At 57.1% G+C, this 25,034-nt stretch carries 22 protein-coding genes; 12 read left to right on the forward strand and 10 right to left on the reverse strand.

Going from position 1 to position 25,034, the window contains the following annotated elements:
• Window positions 1–150: 150 nt before the first annotated feature.
• Entirely contained in the window at window positions 151–660 is a 510-nt protein-coding gene (locus ACRZ9U_RS15350; RefSeq protein WP_170399288.1) for an LCCL domain-containing protein, read from the forward strand.
• A gap of 15 nt (window positions 661–675) precedes the next feature.
• Here ACRZ9U_RS15350 and mutT read toward each other — a convergent pair whose 3' ends face one another.
• Genes mutT through ACRZ9U_RS15365 form a run of 3 tightly spaced genes read right to left on the reverse strand, consistent with a single transcriptional unit; the run spans window position 676 to window position 3,150 of the window.
• Window positions 676–1,074, reverse strand: coding sequence for an 8-oxo-dGTP diphosphatase MutT (mutT, locus tag ACRZ9U_RS15355; RefSeq protein WP_170334201.1), 399 nt, complete (start codon window positions 1,072–1,074; stop codon window positions 676–678).
• Window positions 1,071–2,297, reverse strand: a complete 1,227-nt coding sequence (argJ, locus tag ACRZ9U_RS15360; RefSeq protein ID WP_170408768.1) for a bifunctional glutamate N-acetyltransferase/amino-acid acetyltransferase ArgJ — start codon at window positions 2,295–2,297, stop codon at window positions 1,071–1,073. Before argJ ends, mutT begins: the two co-directional genes overlap by 4 nt.
• A 4-nt stretch (window positions 2,298–2,301) precedes the next feature.
• Window positions 2,302–3,150 carry a peptidylprolyl isomerase gene (locus tag ACRZ9U_RS15365; protein WP_170399297.1) on the reverse strand — a complete coding sequence of 283 codons (849 nt, stop codon included), beginning with the start codon at window positions 3,148–3,150 and terminating at the stop codon, window positions 2,302–2,304.
• 176 nt (window positions 3,151–3,326) lie between these two features.
• Between ACRZ9U_RS15365 and secA the strand changes: the two genes are divergently transcribed.
• The 3 genes from secA (at window position 3,327) to ACRZ9U_RS15380 (ending at window position 8,644) form a co-directional block, all read left to right on the forward strand.
• Window positions 3,327–6,044: a preprotein translocase subunit SecA gene (secA, locus tag ACRZ9U_RS15370; RefSeq protein ID WP_170408769.1), complete on the forward strand. Its 2,718-nt coding sequence runs from the start codon at window positions 3,327–3,329 to the stop codon at window positions 6,042–6,044.
• Window positions 6,045–6,144: 100 nt separating this feature from the next.
• Window positions 6,145–7,062, forward strand: coding sequence for a hypothetical protein (locus ACRZ9U_RS15375; protein ID WP_480902298.1), 918 nt, complete (start codon window positions 6,145–6,147; stop codon window positions 7,060–7,062).
• Between the two features lie 25 nt (window positions 7,063–7,087).
• Entirely contained in the window at window positions 7,088–8,644 is a 1,557-nt protein-coding gene (locus ACRZ9U_RS15380; protein WP_480902301.1) for a phosphate ABC transporter substrate-binding/OmpA family protein, read from the forward strand.
• Between the two features lie 3 nt (window positions 8,645–8,647).
• Here ACRZ9U_RS15380 and radC read toward each other — a convergent pair whose 3' ends face one another.
• The 3 genes from radC to dnaK all read right to left on the reverse strand — a co-directional run bounded on the left by radC (window position 8,648) and on the right by dnaK (window position 12,693).
• Window positions 8,648–9,403 (reverse strand): RadC family protein, encoded by a 756-nt coding sequence (gene radC / locus ACRZ9U_RS15385; RefSeq protein WP_170408771.1) that lies wholly within the window; start codon window positions 9,401–9,403, stop codon window positions 8,648–8,650.
• Window positions 9,404–9,559: 156 nt separating this feature from the next.
• Window positions 9,560–10,711, reverse strand: coding sequence for a molecular chaperone DnaJ (dnaJ, locus tag ACRZ9U_RS15390; RefSeq protein ID WP_170408772.1), 1,152 nt, complete (start codon window positions 10,709–10,711; stop codon window positions 9,560–9,562).
• Between the two features lie 74 nt (window positions 10,712–10,785).
• A complete protein-coding gene (dnaK, locus tag ACRZ9U_RS15395) occupies window positions 10,786–12,693 on the reverse strand; it encodes a molecular chaperone DnaK (RefSeq protein WP_170408773.1) in 1,908 nt (635 codons plus the stop codon).
• A gap of 213 nt (window positions 12,694–12,906) precedes the next feature.
• On the opposite strand from dnaK, the gene ACRZ9U_RS15400 reads away from it, so the two are divergent.
• On the forward strand, window positions 12,907–13,509 hold the full coding sequence (locus ACRZ9U_RS15400; protein WP_170408774.1) for an alpha-ketoglutarate-dependent dioxygenase AlkB: 603 nt from the start codon (window positions 12,907–12,909) through the stop codon (window positions 13,507–13,509).
• 54 nt (window positions 13,510–13,563) lie between these two features.
• On the opposite strand, the gene ACRZ9U_RS15405 is transcribed toward ACRZ9U_RS15400, so the two are convergent.
• Complete coding sequence (locus tag ACRZ9U_RS15405; RefSeq protein WP_170408775.1) at window positions 13,564–14,391, reverse strand: ABC-2 transporter permease; 828 nt, start codon at window positions 14,389–14,391, stop codon at window positions 13,564–13,566.
• Between the two features lie 122 nt (window positions 14,392–14,513).
• Here ACRZ9U_RS15405 and cysQ point away from each other — a divergent pair, with 122 nt between their 5' ends.
• The 7 genes from cysQ (at window position 14,514) to ACRZ9U_RS15440 (ending at window position 22,404) form a co-directional block, all read left to right on the forward strand.
• A complete protein-coding gene (gene cysQ / locus ACRZ9U_RS15410) occupies window positions 14,514–15,311 on the forward strand; it encodes a 3'(2'),5'-bisphosphate nucleotidase CysQ (RefSeq protein WP_170408776.1) in 798 nt (265 codons plus the stop codon).
• Window positions 15,311–16,111: a 3-deoxy-manno-octulosonate cytidylyltransferase family protein gene (locus ACRZ9U_RS15415; RefSeq protein WP_170408777.1), complete on the forward strand. Its 801-nt coding sequence runs from the start codon at window positions 15,311–15,313 to the stop codon at window positions 16,109–16,111. The genes cysQ and ACRZ9U_RS15415 overlap by 1 nt, the downstream gene beginning before the upstream one ends.
• Window positions 16,108–17,091: a UDP-glucose 4-epimerase GalE gene (galE, locus tag ACRZ9U_RS15420; protein WP_170408778.1), complete on the forward strand. Its 984-nt coding sequence runs from the start codon at window positions 16,108–16,110 to the stop codon at window positions 17,089–17,091. The genes ACRZ9U_RS15415 and galE overlap by 4 nt, the downstream gene beginning before the upstream one ends.
• Entirely contained in the window at window positions 17,088–18,134 is a 1,047-nt protein-coding gene (locus tag ACRZ9U_RS15425; RefSeq protein WP_170408779.1) for a glycosyltransferase family 2 protein, read from the forward strand. Before galE ends, ACRZ9U_RS15425 begins: the two co-directional genes overlap by 4 nt.
• Window positions 18,135–18,280: 146 nt before the next feature.
• Window positions 18,281–19,267: a glycosyltransferase family 2 protein gene (locus tag ACRZ9U_RS15430; RefSeq protein ID WP_170408823.1), complete on the forward strand. Its 987-nt coding sequence runs from the start codon at window positions 18,281–18,283 to the stop codon at window positions 19,265–19,267.
• Window positions 19,264–20,964 (forward strand): DUF5927 domain-containing protein, encoded by a 1,701-nt coding sequence (locus tag ACRZ9U_RS15435; RefSeq protein ID WP_170408780.1) that lies wholly within the window; start codon window positions 19,264–19,266, stop codon window positions 20,962–20,964. The genes ACRZ9U_RS15430 and ACRZ9U_RS15435 overlap by 4 nt, the downstream gene beginning before the upstream one ends.
• A 6-nt stretch (window positions 20,965–20,970) precedes the next feature.
• On the forward strand, window positions 20,971–22,404 hold the full coding sequence (locus ACRZ9U_RS15440; protein WP_170408781.1) for a sulfotransferase family protein: 1,434 nt from the start codon (window positions 20,971–20,973) through the stop codon (window positions 22,402–22,404).
• A 7-nt stretch (window positions 22,405–22,411) separates the two neighbouring features.
• Here ACRZ9U_RS15440 and ACRZ9U_RS15445 read toward each other — a convergent pair whose 3' ends face one another.
• The 3 genes from ACRZ9U_RS15445 to ACRZ9U_RS15455 all read right to left on the reverse strand — a co-directional run bounded on the left by ACRZ9U_RS15445 (window position 22,412) and on the right by ACRZ9U_RS15455 (window position 25,024).
• Entirely contained in the window at window positions 22,412–22,930 is a 519-nt protein-coding gene (locus ACRZ9U_RS15445; RefSeq protein ID WP_170408782.1) for a L,D-transpeptidase family protein, read from the reverse strand.
• 62 nt (window positions 22,931–22,992) lie between these two features.
• On the reverse strand, window positions 22,993–23,778 hold the full coding sequence (locus ACRZ9U_RS15450) for an ion transporter (RefSeq protein WP_170408783.1): 786 nt from the start codon (window positions 23,776–23,778) through the stop codon (window positions 22,993–22,995).
• Window positions 23,779–23,800: 22 nt separating this feature from the next.
• Window positions 23,801–25,024 (reverse strand): class I SAM-dependent RNA methyltransferase, encoded by a 1,224-nt coding sequence (locus tag ACRZ9U_RS15455; protein ID WP_170408784.1) that lies wholly within the window; start codon window positions 25,022–25,024, stop codon window positions 23,801–23,803.
• Window positions 25,025–25,034 lie beyond the last annotated feature (10 nt).

A 25,034-nucleotide genomic window follows, 5' to 3' on the forward strand; every position in this document is an offset into this window, starting at 1 on the left:
CCTCCCCATCCGACCCCTCCCCGGGCCGAAAATGGCGGGTTCGGGATGGTGCCCGAACGCCAATGCCCCGATAAGGGACGTCGTAACGATCAGCGTCAAGTTTTGCCTGATGTTTTCTCAATTCTTACGAATTGTAACAGGGGCTGAGGAATGAAGTTCCGAGTTGTACAAGATGTAAAAATCGTTGAACTGGATAAACCAGCGCTGCCAAAAGCGAATACAACCGCCGCATTTTTTTGGGCAACGCGTGAGTTCGTGATAGAATTGATAATGCATAGAGCTCAGCAGATCATATTTGTGGCCATCGCGGTTTTTGTGATCGCTGGTAGCGGGAGTGGACCGATTTCAGCCGATGAGCTAAAGGATTGCCCCGGCCATATTGGTGAACTTGACTTACCCATTGAGTGCATGTGCACAAAAGAGGCGCAACGGATACGGCCGTTCAATGTACAAGGATGCGAAGTGTACGCTTGGTGGAGCAACATTTGTATGGCCGCGGTGCATGCGGGAATTGCTACGCGTGAGGGCGGGCCAGTCCGGATCGAACAAAGGGAACCTCAAGCAGAATACGTCGGTTGCCTTCGTAACGATATGTTCAGCAATGACATGCACCACAGTGATTTGCCAAGCTTTGTCGTTTTGCCAGTTGAGTCAGATTAGAGTCTTTTTAAGGGCTTATAGCCAATCCCGCAAAATCGGGATCAACGGCACATCTGCCGCAGGCATCGGGTAGTTCCTCAGATCATTCGCCCGCACCCATTTCAGCGCCTGTCCTTCTTTCGATTGCGGTATCCCCTCCCATTTGCGGCAGGCAAACAGCGGCATCAGCAGGTGGAAATCGTCATAGCTGTGGCTGGCAAAGGTCAGCGGCGCGAGGCATGAGGCCCAGGTGTCGATGCCCAGTTCCTCGTGCAATTCGCGGATCAGGGCGGCCTCGGGGGTTTCTCCGGGTTCGATCTTGCCGCCGGGGAATTCCCAGAGACCGGCCATGGATTTGCCTTCGGGGCGTTGGGCCAGTAGGACGCGGCCCTCGATGTCGATCAGAGCGACAGCAGACACCAATACTGTCTTCACGAGCGATAATCCGCGTTGATCTCGATATATCCGTGGGTCAGATCGCAGGTCCAGACGGTGGAAGCGCCCTGACCCAGTCCCAGATCGACTGCGATCACCAAATCCTGACCTTTCATATAGGCCGCAGCGTCTTCCTCGCGGTAGTCGGGGCTGACCCAGCCTTTTTCAGCCACAAGGATGTCTCCGAACGATATGCTCAAAAGGTCGCGGTCTGCAGCAGCACCGGATTTGCCGATGGCCATGACGATGCGGCCCCAATTCGGGTCCTCGCCCGCGATGGCGGTTTTGACCAGCGGGGAGTTGGCGATAGCCAGCCCGTGGGTTTTGGCATCAGCATCCGTGGCGGCGCCGGTCACACGAATTTCGACGAATTTCGTGGCCCCTTCGCCGTCGCGGACCACTTGCTGCGCAAGGTCCAACATCACTGTTTCCAGCGCTTGCGCGAAAGCGGCATTGCCGGTGGCATCGACGCCCGATGCCCCGGTGGCGCAAAGCAAGAGGCTGTCGGATGTCGAGGTATCGCTATCCACAGTGATGCAGTTGAAGGTCCGGTCGGTCTGCGCGCCCAGCATCGCCTGCAGCGCTGTCTGCTCGATCTGAGCGTCGGTGAAGATATAAACCAGCATCGTCGCCATATCGGGCGCGATCATGCCGGAACCCTTCGCTATCCCCGCAATAGAGACTGTTTGGCCGCCAATATCGACCTGCGCCGACGACCCCTTCGGGAAGGTGTCGGTGGTCATGATCGCGCGCGCCGCGTCCTCGATCGCGTGACGGCTGAGGCCCGCCTTCAACGCCTCAAGCTGTGCAACGATGCGGTCATGGGGCAGCTGCTCGCCGATGACACCGGTCGACGAGGTAAAAACCCGATCTACCGCGACTCCGGTAGCTTTGGAAACGGCTTGTGTCACCTCGGCCACTGAGGTCTGCCCGTAATGGCCGGTAAACGCATTGGCGTTGCCCGAATTCACAAGGATCGCTGCAGGCCCGTCGCCGGGCCCGCCGATCTTGTCCTGACAATCCAGAACGGGGGCCGCACGGGTGGCCGAGCGGGTGAACACCCCCGCCACCGAAGTGCCCGGATCAAGAACGGCCAGCATCACATCGGTGCGGCCTTGATATCGGACACCAGCCTCGACAGTGGCGAAGCGCACACCGTCGATCGCGGGCAATTCGGGGAAGGCCGCCGGGGCCAGCGGTGAAACCTTGGTTATCGTGGCCACGGGGTTACTCCTGCAGCAGCTCCAGCTGGCGCATGACCTCGGGGCCGGCGCCCTCGAGCGCGGGACGCTCGATCTGCGCTTGCTGCGTCAACTCGTCAATCTTGGCCTGAATTGCTTCTTGCCGAATGGTCTGAGCCAATTCATCGCGCACGACCGCCAATTCGGGGGCCTCGGTCTTGCGCTTGTCGTTCAGCGTGACCACGTGCCAACCGAACTGGGTTTGCACCGGATCCGAGACCTGACCCTTTTCAAGGCCAAGCACGGCACCTTCAAACTCGGGCACCATCTGGCCTTTGCCGAACCAGCCCAGCGCACCGCCATTGGGGCCAGAGGGTCCTGTGGATTTTTCTTTCGCTAGCTCAGCGAAATCTGCACCTTCTTCCAGTTGGGCTTTGACAGCTTTGGCTTCGTCCTCGGATTCGACCAGAATGTGGCTGGCATTGAACTCGTCTTCGCCCTGAAACTCGGCGAATTGCGTGTCATAGGCGGCCTGTATGGCCTCATCGGTGACACTGGCGGCTGTCAGCGCTTCGACGGTTTGCACGGCGCGCAGGGACCGGGTTTCGTTTTCCAGTCGAAGGGCGTTGAGTGTATTCAGCTCTTCCTGTTCAAGGCTCAGAAGGTGCTGCTGGACAAGTTGCTCGAGGATGAAATCATATAGCACCTCATCTTCAAGCTGCTGATACTGCGCCGGCAGCGCCGAGGCGGTGGCGATGACGTGACCCAATGTGATCTCGTCGCCGTTCACGCGGGCAACCACGGTGTTGGCATCCGGTGCGTCCTGGGCGGCCAGCGGCAACGCCATCACGGCAGCAAGCGCAAGCGATGGCAGAAAAGTGAGGCCTTTGGGCATGGAATTATCCTATTTCTTTGCCGCGACAGGGCGCAGCGTTGACACTGTGGAACCTGCCCCTTACATCGCTTTGAAGCCTTGGACAGGGCCGCCTTTCACCCCCCGTATCTAGGGGCTGCGCGCAAGGTGGGCAAGCCTGTCGCAACCAAGAAAAAAACAGATCCGCTGGAGTGAACATGCTGGGACTCGGAACGCTCGCCAAAAAGGTGTTCGGAACACCGAACGACCGCAAGATCAAGGCGGCCCGCCCGCTGGTCGAAAAGATCAATGCGCTGGAGCCGGAGTTCGAGATCCTGACCGACGATGGCCTGATCGAGAAAACCGCTGAGCTGCGCAAACGAGCGCTGGACGGTGAAAAGCTGGATGACTTGCTGCCGGAAGCATTTGCCAATGTCCGCGAAGGGGCCAAGCGCGCCCTAGGTCTTCGGGCCTTTGACGTGCAGTTGATGGGTGGTTTGTTCCTGCACCAGGGCAATATCTCGGAAATGAAAACGGGTGAAGGCAAAACCCTGGTCGCCACCTTCCCCGCCTATCTGAATGCACTGACCGGCAAGGGCGTACATGTGGTCACGGTGAACGAATACCTGGCCAAGCGCGACTCGGAATGGATGGGCAAGGTGTTTGCGTCCGTTGGCATGACGACCGGTGTGATCTGGTCGGGCCAACCGGATGCCGAGAAGATGGCGGCGTACAAGTGTGACATCACCTATGCCACAAATAATGAGTTGGGTTTTGACTATCTGCGCGACAACATGAAGGCCGATCTGGAACAGGTCTATCAGAAGCACCACAATTTCGCGATCGTCGACGAAGTCGACTCGATCCTGATTGATGAGGCGCGGACGCCGCTGATCATCTCGGGGCCGGCACAAGACCGATCGGACCTTTATACTGCCATCGATACCGTGATCCCGACGCTGCAGGACGATCATTACTCGCTCGATGAAAAAAGCCGCAGCGTGACGTTCACCGATGAAGGCAACGAGTTTTTGGAGCAGCAACTGCTTTCAGCGGGTCTGCTGCCCGAGGGGCATTCGCTGTACGACCCCGAAAGCACCACTGTAGTGCATCACGTCAATCAGGGCCTGCGCGCGCATAAACTGTTCCAACGTGACAAGGACTATATCGTTCGGGATGGCAATGTGGTGCTAATCGACGAATTCACCGGTCGGATGATGCCGGGCCGCCGCTTGTCGGAGGGTCTGCACCAAGCCATCGAAGCCAAGGAAGGCGTACAGATTCAGCCCGAGAATGTGACTCTGGCCAGCGTGACATTCCAGAACTATTTCCGCCTCTATGACAAGCTGTCCGGCATGACCGGCACTGCGCTGACCGAGGCGGAAGAATTTCAGGAAATCTATGGTTTGGGTGTGGTCGAGGTTCCGACCAACAAACCAATCGCGCGTGAGGACAAAGACGACCAGGTCTATCGCACGACAGCCGAAAAATACGGTGCCATTATTGAACAGGTCAAAAAGGCCGGTGAAAAAGGTCAGCCGGTTCTTGTCGGTACCACGTCGATCGAAAAGTCCGAAGTGATCAGCCAGATGCTGACTAAGGAGGGTATCGAGCACAATGTTCTGAACGCCCGTCAGCACGAACAGGAAGCCCAGATCGTGGCAGATGCCGGCCGTCTGGGTGCGGTGACCATCGCCACCAACATGGCGGGTCGCGGTACTGACATCCAGCTGGGCGGTAACGTTGAGATGAAGGTGCTGCAGGCGCTGGCGGAAAACCCCGAGGCTGACCCGGCCGAGTTGCGTGCGGCAGAAGAAGCCAAGCACGCGGAAGAAAAGGAAAAGGTGCTGCAGGCCGGTGGTCTTTACGTAATGGCGTCCGAACGTCATGAAAGCCGCCGGATCGACAACCAGCTGCGCGGGCGTTCGGGACGCCAAGGTGACCCGGGCCGCACCGTGTTCTACCTGAGCCTGGAAGATGACCTGATGCGCATCTTCGGTTCGGAACGTCTGGACAAGGTCCTGACCACGCTGGGTATGAAAGAGGGCGAGGCAATCATTCACCCCTGGGTGAACAAATCGCTGGAACGGGCGCAATCCAAGGTCGAAGGTCGCAATTTTGACATGCGCAAAAACGTTCTGAAATTCGACGACGTGATGAACGATCAGCGGAAAGTCGTGTTCAGCCAGCGGCGTGAAATCATGTCAGCGGATGATCTGTCGGATGTTGTGTCCGATATGCGTGAGCAGGTGATCGACGATATGATCGACGAATTCATGCCGCCAAAATCATATGCAGATCAATGGGATACAGAAGGTCTGCACGAAGCGGTCAAAGACAAGCTGACCATCGATGCGCCGGTTCAGGACTGGGCCGCCGAGGAAGGCGTAGATGACGAGCAAATCCGCGAACGTCTGATCAAGGCCGCCGATGAAATGATGGCGCAGAAGGCCGTGGCCTTTGGCCCGGAAAACATGCGAAACATCGAAAAGCAGGTTCTGCTGCAGACTATCGATGGCAAATGGCGCGAACATCTTTTGACGCTGGAACATCTGCGCTCGGTCGTGGGTTTCCGTGGCTATGCACAGCGCGATCCGCTGAACGAGTACAAGAACGAAAGCTTCCAGCTTTTCGAAGGGATGCTAGATTCCTTGCGCGAAACCGTCACTCAGCAATTGTCGCGCGTGCGCCCGCTGAGCGAAGAAGAACAGAAGGAAATGCTCGCACAGATGGCGGCGCAACAGGCACAGGCGCAGAAAGCTGTGGATCAAGCTGCCGGGAATGCTGAGGCGATCGCCGAAGCCGAAGCGTCTGGTGACAGTCGTCCGGGTTTTGTCGAGGATGATCCTTCGACTTGGGGTAACCCGTCACGCAATGATCCTTGCCCCTGTGGCTCGGGGAAAAAATTCAAACATTGCCACGGCAGGTTGACTTAACGTCACCTGCTTTCCACCACAATGAGTCCGCCTCACGGCCACATATTGGCCTTGATTGGGAAGCAAATTGCGACTCGCTCCTTCAACTGGGGAGGGTGTCTTGTTTGTCATTAAGAACTACGTGACCACGGGCGGAACCGTTGCCTGCGCTCTGGCCATTGGATATTTGATGCAAAGCGGATCGGCGCAGCAACCCAATGCTGAGCCGAGCGGTGAACGCGTCGCTTCGATCTCGGAACAGGACTCGGACCTGACCGGACTGGAAAGCGTTGTCCTGACCTCTTCTTCCCCGACAGAATCGCGTCCCAAGGATCTATCTCAATCCATACGCTCAGCGCCAGAAACCAGCCGTTTGCCTTCGAATTGCGATATGAGCGCGCGCGCCATGGCTGTGCCCGGCGCCAACGTACGGCTGCGGGTCAAGGCCCCCTGCCACGCCAATGAGACCATTGAGGTTCATCACAACGGGCTGGTTTTCAGCACCGAGACCGATGCGCTTGGCGGCTTGAACCTGACCATCCCGGCGCTGTCGGAATACGCTATTTTCCTGATCTCGCTGCCGGATGAGAAAGGCACCGTTGCGACGACGCATGTGCCCGAGATCAACAGCTTCAACCGGGTTGCCTTGCAGTGGCAGGGCGAAACCGATCTGCAGCTTCATGCGCTGGAATTCGGCGCAGGTTACGGGGAAGAAGGCCACGTGTGGTCCGGGTCCCAGACCGGCGGCGCGGGCTCGGTGATCCATCTGGGTCAGGGCGGTTCGGACGTCGCGCGCAACATCGAGGTTTATTCATACCCCATTGAGACCGCAACCGAGGCCGGAAGTATCACTCTGTCGGTTGAAACTGAGGTCACTGAAGCAAATTGCGGCAAGCCCCTAAGCGTGCAATCATTGGAATGGCGCGCGGAACGGCTACGCTCACGCGACCTGTCGCTGGATATGCCCGGTTGTGAGGCAGCTGGCGATTTTCTGGTGTTGAATAATCTGTTCTCAGACCTGACAATCGCTGCCAAATAAGCAGCAGGCAGATCTACGGTTTCCAATGAGCATTCTTCGTGCGGCGTTCGCCGCGCTTTTTGCCTTATCCTTGGCACAAAGCGTATTCGCGCAGGACATCACTTTGACCTCGCATGACGGCAAGGTAGAAGTGATCGGCACCCTTCTTGGTTACGACGGTGAATTCTACCGTGTCGATACGCAATTCGGAGAGCTGACGGTCGATGGATCAGGGGTCACCTGCGACGGCCCAGCCTGCCCCAACCTGACGGATTTTGTGGCCGAAGTTCGTTTCTCTGGCTCATCAGTGATCGCCGAGACACTGCTGCCCGCGCTTGCACAGGGCTTTGCCATCGAGGAAGGGTTAACACTGTCACAGCCCGAGGGTACCGGAGACCTGCGGGTCTACGCTCTGAATCACCCTGATCGGCAGGCGCCTTTGGCGAGGTTCATATTTCGTGCAACGGATACGGCTGACGGCTTTATCGATCTGGTTGAGAACACCGCAGATGTCGTGTTGGCGCAGCGGGAAATTCGATCGGACGAACTGGAGTTGACCAAAGCCGCTGGGCTCGGAGATCTGACGCAAACCCGCCGGTCGCGCGTCTTGGCTCTGGATGCAATCGTGCCAATCGTGTCGGCCGACAATCCCGTGCGCCAGATATCGCTTGCTGATCTGGTGAAGGTTTTCACCGCCGAGGTCGCAAATTGGGGCGATCTCGGTGGGCCTGATGCGCCGATCTCTCTGCACCTGCCACAGGTCGGTTCCGGGCTGGATCAGGCGGTCGAGAATTTGCTGTTGTCGCCGACGAACGCACCAATGACCACAAAGATCATACGCCATACCCGCAACAGCGATTTGGTGCGCGCAGTCTCGAACGACCCATTCGCGATCGGCATCGCCAGCCTTGCCGAAGCCGGGACTGCACGCGCCCTGCCTCTGACCGGTGGATGCGGACATGCCCTGCCGGCAACGCGGCAGTCGGTCAAGACCGAAGACTATCCGCTGACCTCACCCATGTTTTTCTATTTGCCGCAACGACGATTGCCCAAAGTCGCGCGACAGTTTCTGGCCTATACCCAAAGCAGCGCCGCACAGATGGTCATCCGGCAAGCCGGATTTGTCGATCAATCCCTTGAAACAATCCAGGTTGGGCTGCAAGGCGATCGGCTGGCCAATGCGATCAGCACCGGTGGAGCTGAGGTCGGGTTGGAAGAGTTGCAGCGCATGATCGAAACCCTCCATCCACTTTCGCGGCTATCTTTGTCCTTTCGGTTCGAACCGGGGTCTTCGCGGCCCGATGCTCAGTCCCGGTCAAACATCTTGAACCTTGCGCAAGCTTTGGAAAGCGGAACGTTGGAGGCGCGTCAATTGATCTTTGTTGGGTTTAGTGACGGCGAGGGCGCGGCGGTCGCCAATTCACGTATTGCCCTGCAGCGTGCCAAAACCGTCCGAAACGCAGTGCTGGCATCGGTCGAAACCAGCCTCCCCGACAGTATCGAAATCAGTGTCGAGGGCTTTGGCGAGGCCATGCCGATGGCCTGCGACGACACCGAATGGGGCCGTAAGGTGAATCGTCGGGTCGAAGTTTGGATCCGATAACCCTTACAAATAGCCTTGCGAGCGGAAACTCAGTTCGGTCGATTTCCCGATGATCAGGTGATCATGCAAAGTCAGACCAAGGGCGGAACACGCATCCTGAATCCGGTTGGTCATATCGATATCCGACTGCGACGGCGTCGGATCACCGGATGGATGATTGTGGACCAGGATCAGAGCCGAGGCATTGAGTTCCAACGCCCGCTTCGCGACCTCTCGCGGATAGACCGGCACATGATCCACTGTGCCTTTGGCCTGCTCTTCATCCGCAATCAGCACATTCTTGCGATCTAGATAAAACACACGAAACTGTTCGATCTCGCGGTGCGCCATCGTGGTGTGACAATAGTCCAGAAGCGCATCCCACCCCGAGATCACATGCCGTTGCATCACCCGGGCACGCGCCATGCGATGGGCACAGGCCTCAAGGATTTTCAGATCGGTAATCACCGTGTCCCCAACGCCTTTGATCTGACGCAGCCGTTCCTCGGGTGCCGTCAACACACGATTGAAATCACCAAACGCATCCATCAGTGCCCGAGCCAGCGGTTTCACATCCTGACGCGGGATGGATCGGAACAGAGCAAGTTCCAGCAGTTCATAATCAGGCATCGCTGCTGATCCGCCAGACATGAACCTTTCGCGCAGCCGCTTGCGATGGTCTTTGATGTAGGAGGGTAACCGACCAACGGGCAGCGGCTGCGCCGGTGCTTCATCCGTATCGAACAGCATGGGGGCTTCGGCAAAGGCGTCTTGGGTCATAACACCACTCTGACGCAGAATCGGTTTCCGAAAAGTTAACGCGCCCTATCCCTGCCCGCCGGATCGGCAACAGACGGATCCCCTGTTTCATCTGGCCATAAATATCTCGGGGGAGTCGCCCAAAGGGCGATGGGGGCAGAGCCCCTGCTTAACCGTTTAACCCTTCATGCCATCCCAGAAGGACTTTACAGAAGAGAAAAAGCTTTTAGATTCCGGGTGATTATCTTCACCCAAATCGTCAAACTCACGCAGAAGTTCTTTCTGACGACTGGTCAGATTGACCGGAGTTTCCACGGCAAGTTCGATGAACATATCCCCGATGCCTCCGCCGCGCAGGGCGGGCATGCCTTTGCTACGCAGGCGCATCTGGCGGCCCGACTGGCTGCCGGCAGGAATCTGAACACGACCGCGACCACCGTCGATGGTCGGAACCTCGATCGAACCGCCAAGTGCTGCCTTGGCCATGCTGACTGGCACACGGCAATAGAGGTTCACGCTGTCACGTTCGAACAGCTTGTGCTCGGAAACTTCCACAAAAATATAGAGGTCACCGGGAGGACCACCACGCATTCCGGCCTCGCCCTCACCGGCCAGACGAATCCGAGTGCCGGTCTCGACACCGGCAGGGATGTTCACGGACAATGCGCGATCTTTTTCAACGCGCCCCGCACCTTGGCACGACTTACAAGGGTTCTTGATGATCTGACCCAAACCAGAGCAGGTCGGGCAGGTGCGCTCAACCGTGAAAAAGCCCTGTTGCGCGCGAACCTTGCCCATGCCGGAACAAGTCGGACATGCAGTAGGTTCAACTCCACCTTCGGCACCAGTTCCCTCGCAAGAGGAACAGGCCACAGCCGTAGGAACGTTTATGGTTTTCTGCAGGCCTGCATAAGCCTCTTCCAGCGTGACCCGCAGGTTATAGCGCAGGTCTGAACCGCGTGCGGCGCGACGGCCCCCGCCTGCCCCACGCTGGCCACCCATAAAGTCGCCGAACAGATCGTCGAACACGTCAGAGAACGCGCTGGAGAAATCGCCCTGACCGAAGCCGCCACCGGGACGGCCGCCGCCACCGCCCATGCCGTTTTCAAACGCGGCGTGACCAAAGCGGTCATAAGCGGCTTTCTTTTCAGCATCGCGCAGAACATCGTAAGCCTCGTTGGCCTCTTTGAACTGCGCTTCGGCATCGGGGTTGTCCTTGTTGCGATCGGGATGCAGCTGTTTGGCTTTCGAGCGAAAGCCTTTCTTGATCTCATCCGCAGAAGCGCCCTTGGACACGCCGAGCACTTCGTAATAGTCGCGTTTGGACATCAGTATTTCCTTCTGCCTCAACGTAATCGGGCCGGCCCGGCAACCGGACCGGCCCAAATTGGCCCGGTTACCCGTTAGTTACGCTTGTCGTCGTCCAGATCTTCAAACTCGGCGTCGACAATGTCATCGTCACCCGGCGCGGCATCTGCGGCTGCGGGCTCATCTTCGCCCTCTTCCGTCTGTGCCTTATAGATCGCCTCACCCAGTTTCATGGCCGCTTCGGTCACGTTCTGGATGCCCGACTTGATCTTGTCGGCATTGTCCGTTTCCAGCTCATCCTTGAGCGCAGCAACGGCCAGTTCGATCGCTTCGACGGTCGACGGGTCGACCTTGTCGCCATGTTCCTCGATCGATTTCTCGGTCGCGTGAACAAGGCTTTCGGCCTGGTTCTTGGCTTCGACAAGCTCTTTGCGCGCCTTGTCTGCCTCGGCGTTTTCCTCGGCATCCTTGACCATCTTGTCGATATCTTCGTCCGACAGACCGCCCGAGGCCTGAATGGTGATCTTCTGCTCTTTGCCGGTGCCTTTGTCCTTGGCCGAAACCGAGACAATGCCGTTGGCGTCGATGTCAAAAGTCACCTCGATCTGAGGCATGCCGCGCGGTGCGGGCGGGATCTCTTCCAGATTGAACTGACCGAGGATCTTGTTGTCCGCAGCCATTTCGCGCTCACCCTGGAAACAGCGGATGGTCACGGCGTTCTGGTTGTCCTCGGCGGTCGAGAAGACCTGGGACTTTTTCGTCGGAATGGTCGTGTTGCGGTCGATCAGTCGGGTGAATACGCCACCCAGCGTCTCGATGCCCAAGCTGAGCGGGGTCACGTCCAGCAGAACCACGTCTTTGACGTCGCCCTGCAGAACACCGGCCTGAATGGCGGCGCCCATAGCAACAACTTCGTCCGGGTTCACACCCTTGTGCGGCTCCTTACCGAAGAACTTGGTGACCTCTTCGATCACTTTCGGCATCCGGGTCATACCACCGACCAGAACAACCTCATCCACGTCGCCAGCCGACAGGCCCGCGTCTTTCAGGGCAGCCTGGCAAGGCTTCATCGACTTCTTGATCAGGTCGCCAACCAGCGATTCCAGCTTGGCACGGGTCAGTTTCATGACCATGTGCAGCGGCTGACCGTTCGAACCCATCGAGATGAACGGCTGGTTAATCTCGGTCTGCGAGGTCGAGGACAGCTCGATCTTGGCTTTTTCAGCAGCTTCTTTCAGACGCTGCAGGGCCATCTTGTCGGCAGACAGGTCGACACCGTGTTCCTTTTTGAACTCATCCGCCAGGTAGTTGACGATGCGCATGTCAAAGTCTTCACCACCCAGGAAGGTGTCACCGTTGGTCGACTTCACCTCGAACAGGCCGTCGTCGATTTCCAGAATGGTTACGTCGAAAGTACCACCACCAAGGTCATAAACCGCGATGGTTTGGGTTTCTTCTTTGTCCAGACCATAGGCCAGCGCAGCTGCTGTCGGCTCGTTGATGATCCGCAGCACTTCCAGACCGGCAATTTTACCGGCGTCTTTGGTGGCCTGACGCTGAGCGTCGTTGAAGTATGCCGGAACGGTAATAACCGCCTGCGTGACTTCCTCACCCAGATAGCTTTCTGCGGTTTCCTTCATCTTGCCCAGAGTGAAGGCCGAGATCTGGCTTGGGGAGTACTTTTCACCGCGGGCTTCAACCCACGCGTCGCCATTGCCGCCATCAACGATGGCGTAGGGCACCATTTTCTTGTCTTTTTCGACTTCTGCATCATCCACACGACGACCGATCAGACGCTTGACGCCAAAGATCGTGTTGTCGGGGTTGGTGACCGCCTGACGTTTTGCAGGCTGACCGACCAGACGCTCATCTTCTGTAAAAGCGACGATCGAGGGCGTGGTCCGCGCCCCTTCGGCGTTTTCGATGACCTTCGGCTGCGAGCCGTCCATGATGGCCACACACGAGTTGGTGGTACCGAGGTCAATCCCGATTACTTTTCCCATATTTTCAATCCCTTTCCATTCAAGGCGATGTCCCGAGGGTTGGACCCGTTGCGGCATCCTGCCCCCGATTGATGTGCGCGACAGCACTACACCATCGCGCGTCGAGGCGTATATAAGGGCGAGAACAGGGGCCTGCAAGCGTTCAGAAACGCAGGTTTTCGGGAATCTGTGGCCTTTTTTGGCAAGGTTTTGGCAAGGTTTGGGGATTCTGGAATGGCGCGGCTGTTATTGCGCGGATTTGATATTCGGAAAGGCTATTTGGATGCGGCGGCGCAGTCGCATCTAGTTGACCTGCTTAGGCCGATTCTGAAAGTGGCACCGCTTTATCGGCCCGTGACACCTTCGGGCAAGGAAATGTCAGTGCGGATGACCTCGGCCGGGGCACTGGGATGGGTCACTGACCGGGCGGGCTATCGGTATCAGGACACGCACCCAAAAGGCATGACATGGCCCGCGATTCCAGATGAGATTTTGACCATCTGGCAGGACCTGACCTGCGCAGATCGCCAGCCCGATTGCTGTCTGATCAACTATTACGGTGAAGGCACCAAGATGGGCCTGCATCAGGACAAGGATGAGGCCGATTTTTCGTGGCCCGTGCTGTCGATTTCATTGGGCGATGACGCGCTGTTCCGTATCGGTAACACCACGCGGGGCGGCAAGACCGAGTCGATCTGGCTGAGCTCGGGCGATGTGGTGATCATGGGCGGCCCGGCACGCTTGACCTATCACGGGGTTGATCGCATCCGGTTTGGATCATCCAAACTTTTGCCAAAGGGCGGACGCATCAACCTGACTTTGAGAGTCGCAACGTGAAACACAATCCAAATTCGGGATCAGCTTTTCAGGATAAAGTGTGCACCGCCAAGATCAGCGTCGCGCATCCCAGCTTTTCGAGACCTGCTTACGGGTATAGAACTCGCCCAGCAGGCCGATCATCGTCAGGATTATCCCGACCCAAAGCGCGTATTCCCAACTGGAGTTGCGGGGAAAGTAGTTTCGGAACACAAAACCACGGCATTGATCTATGATGTGAAACAGCGGGTTCCACGCAAACATAGTCAGCATGAACCCACCCAATGCGTTGCCGACGAACATCTTGCCAGAAAATATCATGTTCAGACGACGGTACATACTTGTCAGGATGCTTACTGTATTTGGAAACCAGGGCTTTAGCGCCAGAAACACAAGACCGACCGAGCATCCTACAAACCATGCCAGCAAAAGCATCCCAAAAGCACCGCCGGGCTCCTGAATTACAAGGGGCGAGACGGCTACGCTGTAGACGAACAGGATGACCAGGATCGAGACAAGCTGCGTGTACAGAATACCGAAGGCAGATGCTGACAACATCACCATCATGGTCATCGGCGAATGCAGTGTCATCGGATTGTTGCCGGATCCAACCCCGGCGATAGCAGCGACAGACTTGATATGCGTCAGGAACAGAAAAACTCCGGAGAGCAGGAACAAAACCATCTCGCCCCGGATTTTGGCCATGCCGGTCATTCGACCAATTAGCGTCATAAGTATATAAAACGCCGTCACCAGAAGAACGACCTGAACAATGTTTATCAGGATTGCGATCACCGCATTTGAATGCTGCGAGCGGATATTGCGGACCACCGCATGGAATATAAGCTCGGCGGTGGTGAAAACCCCGCCCAGCAACGACTGATTTCGCTTGTAGTGAAACACTCGAATACTCTTTCCTGCTGTGTCAGCCGCAAATTGGCACGAAATTCTTGCTGTTCCGTATCCATCGCATCATAAGTCCGTGAGATGCCCTGATCAACAAACCACAGGAACGGAGCTTTTTTGTGACTTATGACGCGCTTATTCCCGTCATCCGGCGGCTGGCCTTGCAGGCAGGCGACAAGATCATGCAGATCTATGAAGCAGATGATTTCGACGTCAAGGTCAAGTCAGACTCAAGCCCGGTAACCGAGGCGGACGAGGCGGCGGATGCTTTGATCTCGGCCGGATTGCGCGAGGCTTTTCCAGATATCCTGCTGGTGACCGAGGAACAGGCGGCTTCGCATTCCGAAAAGGGCGAGACCTTTCTGATTGTTGATCCACTTGACGGCACCAAGGAATTCATAAATCGGCGCGGCGATTTTACCGTAAATATCGCTTTGGTCGAAAACGGCGTACCGACGCGTGGCGTGGTCTACGCACCGGCGCGGGGGCGGATGTTCTATACGCAAGCCGATGGGCAAGCTGTCGAGGAAACCGGCGCACTGGACAAAGATCAGCCGGGTGTGTTGACGCCAATATCAGTCTCTAAACCAAACAATTCGGCGCTGATGATCGTTGCATCCAAGTCGCATCGGGATCAGGCGACCGAGGATTACATCAACAAATATCAGGTGCGCGACAGCAAAAGTGCCGGGTCGTCGCTGAAGTTCTGTCTGGTGGCGACGGGAGAGGCCGACCTCTACCCCCGTGTTGGCCGCACCATGGAGTGGGACACCGCTGCGGGCCACGCGGTTCTGGCCGGTGCGGGCGGACATGTGGTGCGCTTTGACGACCATTCGCCGCTGACCTATGGCAAAGACGGCTATGCCAATCCATTTTTCATCGCCTATGCTCCGGGCGTTGAGCTGAAGGAAGCCTGATGTCAGTATTGATTGCCATTCCCGCGCGCTACGCTTCGACCCGCTATCCAGGCAAACCTCTGGTTCCGCTGACCGGGGCAAACGGAACCAGCATGACTCTGATCGAACGATCCTGGCGCGCCGCGATTTCCGTGTCAGGCGTAGATCGCGTGGTTGTGGCAACCGACGATGACCGTATCCGCGAAGTCTCAGAGGGATTTGGTGCCGAGGTGGTGATGACTTCAGACACCTGCCGCAACGGTACCGAACGCTGCGCCGAGGCGCACTCGGCTCTGGGTGGCGGTTATGACATCGTCGTCAACCTGCAAGGGGATGCGCCTTTGACCCCGCATTGGTTTGTTGAAGACCTGATCTCGGGTCTGCGCAACGCGCCAGATGCGGGTGTGGCCACCCCCGTGCTGCGCTGTGACGGGGACGCACTGAACGGATTACTGAACGATCGCAAGCAAGGCCGGGTCGGGGGCACTACAGCGGTGTTCGGCAATGACCACAGCGCGCTTTACTTCTCGAAAGAAGTGATCCCTTTCACAGCCGAGACCTATGCCAGCAGTGACCCGACACCGGTATTCCACCACGTCGGAGTTTACGCCTATCGGCCTGACGCTCTGACTGCTTATCCGGGCTGGACTAGCGGTCCGCTGGAGACACTGGAAGGGTTGGAACAGCTGCGCTTCATGGAAAACGGCCGCAAGGTTCTGTGTGTCGAAGTTGAAGCCAAAGGTCGTCAGTTCTGGGAGCTGAACAACCCGCAGGACGTGGCCAAGATCGAAGAAATGATGGCCGCTATGGGGCTTGAATGACAAATATTCTGGTTACAGGTGGTGCAGGTTATATCGGCTCTCATGCCTGCAAGGCACTGGCAAGTGCGGGGTATACGCCCGTAACCTATGACAATCTTGTCACCGGATGGCAGGACGCGGTGAAATTCGGCCCTTTCGAGCAGGGCGACCTGCTGGACCGCGCCCGGCTGGACGAAGTGTTCGCCAAATACCAACCCGCCGCCGTGATACATTTCGCCGCCCTCAGTCAGGTCGGCGAAGCGATGGCTGAGCCCGGAACGTATTGGTCGAACAATGTCACCGGTTCGCTGACACTGATACAAGCGGCTGTGGATGCGGGATGTTTGAACTTTGTGTTCTCGTCGACCTGCGCCACCTATGGCGAACATGACAACGTTGTGCTGGACGAGAGCACTCAGCAGCAGCCATTGAATGCCTATGGTGCTTCGAAACGAGCGATCGAGGACATCTTACGTGATTTCCAAGCCGCATATGGCCTGAAGCACGTGATCTTCCGCTATTTCAACGTGGCCGGGGCCGACCCGGATGCCGAAGTTGGAGAGTTTCACCAACCAGAAACCCATCTGGTGCCGCTGATGCTGGACGCCATCGATGGCAAGCGGGGTGGATTGACTGTATTCGGCACCGATTACGACACACCCGACGGCACCTGCATCCGCGATTATGTACACGTCTGTGATCTGGTCGATGCACATGTACTGGGGCTAAAGTGGCTAGAACAGGGCAAAGAAAGCCGCGTGTTCAATCTGGGCACCGGGTCGGGGTTTTCGGTGATGGAAGTCATCGAGCATTCCAAAGCCGTCACCAACCGTGCCGTGCCGTATAGCATCGGCCCGCGCCGGGCCGGGGATTGTACGCGTCTAGTTTCAGGCTCGGTCCGAGCCAAGGAAGAGCTGGGCTGGACACCAAAAAGATCAACGTTAGAGACGATGATCACGGATGCCTGGCGTTGGCATCAGAATGGCGGCTACACCAAGTGAGGCTTGAGGATCAGCCGCTAAGCTGGGTGCAGCGCTACAAGCTGCGCCTGAAACGCAAGCGGCTGTTGTGGCGATCCTTTCGCAGCCGCCATCAACTGAAGTCGTTGACTGACAACACGCAAAAGATCACACCCGGCGCCATTCTGGCCTTTACCACGCTGCGGAATGAGATCACCCGCCTGCCGTGGTTCTTTCACCATTATCGCACGCTGGGCATTGATCATTTTCTGATGGTGGATAATGGCAGCGATGACGGCTCCGTCCCGTATTTGCTTAAACAGCCGGATGTGTCGCTGTGGCGGACTACGGCAAGCTATCGCGCGTCTCGGTTCGGGTTGGATTGGCTGACTTGGCTGCAGTGGAAATTTGGGCACGACCACTGGACGTTGATGGTCGACGCCGATGAGTTGCTGATCTACGCCCATCACAACACCCATACGATGCGCGATTTAGCTGCATGGCTGGACGCGCGCGGTCAAACCACGTTTGGGGCGATGATGCTGGACCTCTATCCCAAAGGTCGGTTGGGCAAGCAAAGTTATGATCCGCATTCCGATCCAACCGATTGCCTGAACTGGTTTGACCCCGGCCCCTATCGTGCCCAGCGCCAAAGGCCGATGGGCAACCTTTGGGTTCAGGGAGGCGTACGCGAGCGGGTGTTTTTTGCAGATCAGCCCCAAAAATCACCGACGCTGAACAAGATCCCTCTGACCCGGTGGTCACGACATACGGCCTATGTGAATTCGTGCCATTCCGCGCTGCCCCGGTTCTTGAATTTTGAATATGACGGTCCGGGTGGGCAGACCGCCTCGGGCGTGTTGCTCCATACGAAATTCCTGCCTGAGGTTGTCGACAAATCGCGGATCGAAAAACAGAGGCGGCAACATTTTCACGACCCCGATCGGTTCGCCGCCTATTATGACGGGATCATCAGCGGGCCTGATCTTTGGACTTCTGACTCGGTCAAACTAGGTGATTGGCAACAGTTACAAGACCTTGGGCTCATGAACGCGGGCGGATTTCCTGCCACAGGGGGGAAGTAAACCGGATTTAAACCCGTTGCCTCACAAGGTGCAGAGATGTCATAAAACGTTAATGTCCGGCACCACTCAGGCCTCAGGCGGCCCCGGGCAGACGCGCGTATCAAAAAAGGTTGGGCAGCCGCGTGAGCCTTTTGGATTCCTATCGCATGAGATTGCGGCGCAAGCGCCGCCTGCTGCGTTGCCTACGTCGGCGTCGGGATCTGAAAGCGGTGCAAGATAACACCAACAAGATCAAAGAAAACGACATCTTGTTGATGAGCGTAATGCGGAACGAAAAGATCCGCCTTCCCTATTTCTTAGACTACTATCGAAAGCTTGGCATCAATCACTTCCTGTGCGTGGACAACAACAGCGATGACGGCACCCACGAATACCTGAGCAGCCAGCCGGACGTTTCGCTGTGGTGGACGGATGTAGGTTACAAGAATGCGACCTTTGGTCTGGATTGGTCCAACTACCTGCTGCGCCGCTATGCGCATAAGCACTGGGTTCTGACGGTCGATCCGGATGAATTCTTTATCTATCCTTTTTGCGATACCCGCCCGATCCGCGCCCTGACCGACTGGCTGGACGATACTGGTGTGCGCAGTTTCGGCACCATGCTGATCGACATGTATCCCGAAACCGGAATCATGGATGCGCCCTATCATGAGGGCCAGAACCCTTTTGAAGTCGCGCCTTGGTTCGATTCAGGCAACTTCATGATTACCCGCAACCCGACCTATGGGAATCTGTGGATTCAAGGCGGTGCACGCGCACGGGTTTTCTTTCAGAACAATCCCCTGAAGGCTCCGGCCCTGAACAAGATACCTCTTGTGAAATGGCACCGGCGCTACGCCTATGTCAGCTCAACCCACGCCTTGCTGCCGCGCGGGCTCAATCAGGTCTATGAAGAGCAGGGCGGTGAAAAAACCAGCGGAGCGCTGCTGCATGCAAAGCTGATCAATACGCTTGGGGAAAAAGCTAAAGAAGAGTTGCTGCGCGGACAGCACTATGCTGCGTCGGGCGAGTACAAGGCTTATGCCAAGCAGTTAGAGGATAATCCGGTTTTCTGGAACAAATGGTCCGAGAAATACATCAACTGGCGACAGATTGAGATCCTCGGCCTGATGTCCAAGGGGAACTGGGCATGAGCAGCTTGGGCATCGTAATGCTGGTGCACACCGCGCTGGATCGGGTTGAGCAGGTGGCACGCCATTGGGCCGCCTCGGGCTGTCCTGTGGTCATTCATGTAGATCAGAAAGTCGGCGATCCGGCTTATTCCGATTTTGTCGCCGCTTGTTCGGATGAACCACTGATCCTGTTTTCAAAACGCCATGTCTGTGAATGGGGCGGCTGGGGTATTGTCGCCGCATCACAATCTGCCGCATCGCTGATGTTGGAGAGGTTTCCAGATGTCCGGCATGTATATCTGTCTTCAGGCGCGTGTCTGCCGCTGCGTCCGGTCGCTGATCTGATCGACTATCTGGCCGACCGGCCCCGTGTCGATTTCATCGAAAGCGCAACCACGCGCGACGTCAGCTGGACGATTGGCGGGTTGGATCTGGAACGTTTCACCCTGAGGTTCCCCTTCTCATGGCGCAGGCAACGAAAACTGTTTGACAATTACGTGCGATTGCAACGCGCCCTCGGTCTGCGCCGCAGAATTCCAGACGGTCTGGTGCCCCATATGGGCAGCCAGTGGTGGTGTCTGACCCGCCAAACCTTGTCGGCCATTCTTCAGGATCCTAAGCGCGCCGAATATGATCGCTATTTCCGCCAGGTCTGGATTCCCGATGAAAGCTATTTTCAGACACTGGCACGGCTCTATTCCACCCATATCGAAAGCCGATCGCTGACTCTGTCGAAGTTCGACTATCAAGGTCGGCCGCACATGTTCTACGACGATCACCTACAATTGCTGCGCCGGTCCGACTGTTTCGTGGCGCGCAAAGTCTGGCACAGCGCTAGCCGGTTGTATCAGACCTTCCTGACCGACCAGGACAGCGCACTGACCCCGGCCGAGCCCAACCCCGGCAAGATCGACCGGGTGTTTTCCAAAGCGGTCGAGCGGCGCGTTCGCGGACGGGATGGTCTTTATATGCAAAGCCGCTTCCCCCGCGCGGCTACGGAACGCAGCTTGACAGCCTTTCACTATTCGGTGTTTCAAGGCTTTACCGAGTTGTTCGAGGATTTCGAACCTTGGCTGACAAACGCCATCGGCGGGCGGGTGCATGGGCATCTGTTCGGTCCCGAACGGGCGCAATTTGCCGAAGATGAGACGATCATCAACGGTGCGCTCAGCGATTGCGCAACGCTACGCGATTATAACCCCTCGGCCTTTCTGTCGAACCTCATCTGGAACACACGAGGCGAGCGTCAGTGCTTTCAATTCGGGCCAACGGATATTCAGAAAATCAATGAATTCCTGACACAAGACCAGAATGCACATATTGCGGTCATCTCGGGGGCGTGGGCGGTTCCATTGTTCCGTTCGAACCTGAATTTTGCCGATATCCGGTGCGAAGCTGCCCGCCTACAACAGATCGAAAGCAAACAGCTCAAGCTGCTGGATGCCGCCCGCGCAAAGACGCGCATTCGAATATGGACGATGGCAGAGTTTGTGGAATCCCCTATGGAGCAACTGCAGACCGTTCTGGAAGACATGGGCGCGCCCAAACCCACCCATCTGACCGAGGCACCGACGATGGTGGATCTGACCGGGTTCGGAAAGTTCCTGCAAAACCTCAAGAACCAGGGGATGCATCCCTATCTGATGGGGGATTTCCCTGTGAATGACGTGTTTGGCGCACAGTCCAAATCGTTCAAGAAGCCTTATTTGGTGCAGTAACACAAAATGACCCGCCGCTTCGATTATTTCATCGTTCTGGCCGATATGCGCACAGGTTCGAACCTGCTTGAATTACAGCTGAACACGCTGGATGGCGTCACGTGTCACGGAGAAGCGTTTAACCCCTATTTCGTCGGCCTGCCAAAACTGGACAGCGTTCTGGGCTTTACCCTGGAAGATCGTGAACGCGACCCGATGGCGCTGATCGACGCCATCCGAAACGCGCCGGGCGAGATGAACGGCTTTCGCTTTTTCAGCGACCACGATGCGCGGGCGCTGCCACCGGCGCTGGATGATCCGCGCTGCGCCAAAATCATTCTGATGCGCAACCCTCTGGATAGCTACATATCGTGGAAAATCGCCTTGGAAACAAAGCAGTGGCGGTTAGTGAACATCAAGCAACGGCGGGAGGCTCAGATCACCTTCGATGCCGAAGAATTCGCCGAACAGCTCGACCAGCGGCAAGCATTTCAACAAACAGTGCTCAAACATCTGCAGACCACCGGGCAAACACCGTTTTACATCGACTATAACGATCTAACAGATTTGGACGTTCTGAACGGCCTTGCCGCGTGGCTTGGCGTCAGCGCACGTCTTAAGGAGCTGAACCAGCATCTCAAACGCCAAAACCCGGCGCCTGCCCTGTCGAAAGTGACCAATCCGGATGATATGGAGCTGGCCCTGTCGCAACGTGACCGCTTCAAGCTACACCATATCCCAAGTTACGAGCCGCACCGCGGGCCGGCTGTTTCGCGCTATGTGGGTGCTGCGCAAACTTCGCTGATGTACCTTCCGGTGCGCGGCGGCCCCGAGGCTGAAGTGGTGCAGTGGATTGCCGATCTGGACGGGGTGTCTCAAGCCGACCTGATCACCGGCCGCAATCAAAAACAGACCCGTCAATGGATGCAGGATCATCCCGGTCACCGCAAATTCACGGTGCTGCGCCATCCGCTGGCGCGCGCGCACGCTGTGTTCTGCGACCGTATTCTGCACACAGGCCCCGGCGCATATGTCAGCATTCGCAATATGCTGAGCCGACGGTACAAGGTGCCGCTGCCTGCCAAGGGTGATCTCAGCAATTATTCCCGCGATCAGCATTCCGAGGCGTTCGCGGCCTTTCTGGGCATGCTGCGCAGTATTCTGGCGGGTCAAACCCCGATCCGTGTGGATGGGGAATGGTGCGGACAGGCGCAGACGCTGGAAGGCATGGCCGGTTTCACCATGCCCGACCTGATCCTGCGCGAGGATGAGATGGAAACCGCCTTGCCCGACCTTGCCTACAAAGTTGGGCATACAGCCCCGCCAACCCCAAACAGGGCCAAGCCGGACGCGCCGTTTGCACTTGATCAGATTTACGACGCACAGCTTGAAGCGCTGGCGAAGGAAGCATACCAGCGCGACTATACAATATTTGGATTTGGTGACTGGAAACCGCTTTGAACCTTGCTTAGGGGCGCAGGGTAATCACGGTTCCTTCATTCACCATGGCGTAGATCTCTTCGATCTCATCATTCTTGACCGCAATACAACCTGCCGTCCAATCCGGGGTCTTCTTCGCCCGCTTGAACTCGGATCGTAGATTGGGTTGTCCGTGAATGAAGATATCGCCGCCCGGATCAACACCTGCGGCCTTGGCTTTAGCCAAGTCTTCCGAATTCGGATACGATATACCCAACGATAGATGATACCTGCTGCGCGGATTGCGGCGGTCGATCAGATAGGTACCCTCGGGCGTACGACCATCGCCTTTTTTGTTTTTCGTGCCGTTGGGCGCAAATCCTAGATCTATATCGTACTCCCGCAAAATCTGCTCGTTATGGAGCAAATACAGCTTGCGTGCACCTTTGTTGATGACCATCGAGGTCACCTCGGGCCCGCGATAAGAAAGAAATCTGGGTTTGGCTGAGGCACATGCTGAAAGGCTCAGCGTTGCCATTGCGCCCATTCCGAATGCTCGACGATCCATTATTTTCACTGCCTGATGCTCTTTTTTGTCAATTATTATGTCAGATTTTCGCGAAACTTAAATCACTTTTTGCTGTTCGACTGTTCCGTCAGGCGGCGTTCGATCGATTCCAGCCTTTCAAGAACCTCATCACGATAGGCATCGGTCTTGACCTCATCCTCGGCATGGTGCGCGTCCTGCATCGAGTTCACGATGAGACCGACCAGCAAGTTCACCACCGCAAAGGTGGTCACCATGATGAAAGGAACAAAGAAAAGCCAGGCGTAGGGATACACCTCCATCACAGGGCGGACGATGCCCATGGACCAGCTTTCCAGCGTCATGATTTGGAACAGCGTATAGGCCGACAGACCCAGATCGCCGAACCAATCGGGGAATGTGCCCGAGAAAAGTTTGGTTGAGATCACAGCGCCGATGTAAAACAGGATCGCCATCAGCAGGAACACGCTGGCCATGCCCGGCAAGGCTGAGATGAAGCCTTCGACCACTCGGCGCAGGCGCGGCGCGACCGAGATAACGCGCAGGACCCGCAGGATACGCAGTGCCCGCAGAACTGAAAGCGCCCCTGCACTGGGAACTAGGGCCACGCCCACGATCACGAAATCAAACACATTCCAGCCGCTGGTGAAGAACCGGCGCCCTGTGGCGATCAGTTTCATGACGATTTCGATGACGAATATGGAAAGGCACAGCTTGTCCAGCGTCACGATCAGCGGGCCCGCTGCGTCCATCAGCGTAGGCGATGTCTCCATCCCCAGCAGTACCGCGTTGAACAGGATCACACCGGTGATGAATTTCCCGAAAGCCGGTGCTTCGATGATGGGCAGCAGTCGTTGGGCGATCACCATGCGGGCGGTCCTTATCTCAGGGTTATTTGTTCAAAATGAACCGAGCGGCAAGTTCGGTGTGTGACGACCATCGAAATTGGTCAACCACCTGTACCCATTCAAGGGCATATCCGGCGTTAACCAGCATTTTTGCGTCACGGGCAAAGGTGATCGGGTTGCACGAGACATAAGCAACCACCGGGCGCATGGCCTGCGCCAACTCGGCCACCTGCGCCTCGGCCCCAGCACGCGGCGGGTCAAGCACAACGGCGTCGGATTTCTTGAGTTCATCGGGCATGAGCGGGCGGCGGAACAGGTCTCGGGCCTCGGTCGTGACCTGTTTCAGGCCTTGCGCCTTGCGCCAGCCCTGATCCAGGGCCTTCGTCATCTCGGCCTCACCTTCGACTGCATGAACTTCAGCAGTCTGTGCCAGCGGCAGCGAGAATGTCCCGCATCCGGCGAACAGATCGACAATCCGCTTTGCCCCCGACGTAGCGTCGGAAACAGCCTGTAATAGAGCCTGTTCTCCGTCTTTTGTGGCTTGTAAAAACGCTCCGGGCGGTGGGGTGACGCCAGCGGTTCCAAAGCGTTGGATCGGAGGCTCACGCATGGCGATAACTTCATCATCCCAACTAAGCCGGGCAAGACCGTGATGCTCGGTCGCTTGCGCGAGCGCCAGCTCCAACGGTCCATCCAGCGGTTTGCCGCCCTTGACCGCAACATCCAAACCGCCTTCGGACAGGGTCAGCGTTACGGCCAACACACCTTTCCGACTGCCACCCAACAACGCCAAGGCTTCGGCCACCGGGATGGCAGCAATCAAGGTTGGGTGCAGCAAATGGCAATCCGGGATTTCGGTAATCGTGTCAGAAGCGCGACCATGAAACCCGGCCAGCGTACCCTTCTTGGTGCGCCGCACGGCGATGGTGGCCCGACGGCGGGATCGATCAGGCGAAGTGTGAATGGGCCGCATCGGGGCATCGAGCCCCTGCGCGGCCAACGCGTTGCGCACCACCTCAATTTTCCACTCGGCGACAAAATTATCGGTCACATGTTGCAACTGGCAGCCGCCGCAGGCCTTGTAATGACGGCAGGGTGCCTTGACCCGCTGATCCGAGGGTGTTTCGACGCGAATATCGTTCAGAAACTGACCCAGCAACGTACCGCTGACCACTTCACCCGGCAGAGTGCGTGGCGCATAGATCGGACCATCGGCGATTCCGTCGCCCTGATGTCCAAGGCGGTTTATTGTGTATTGCTGCGTCATGGAGGCCTGA

It is taken from the genome of Ruegeria sp. D7, from assembly GCF_056534355.1.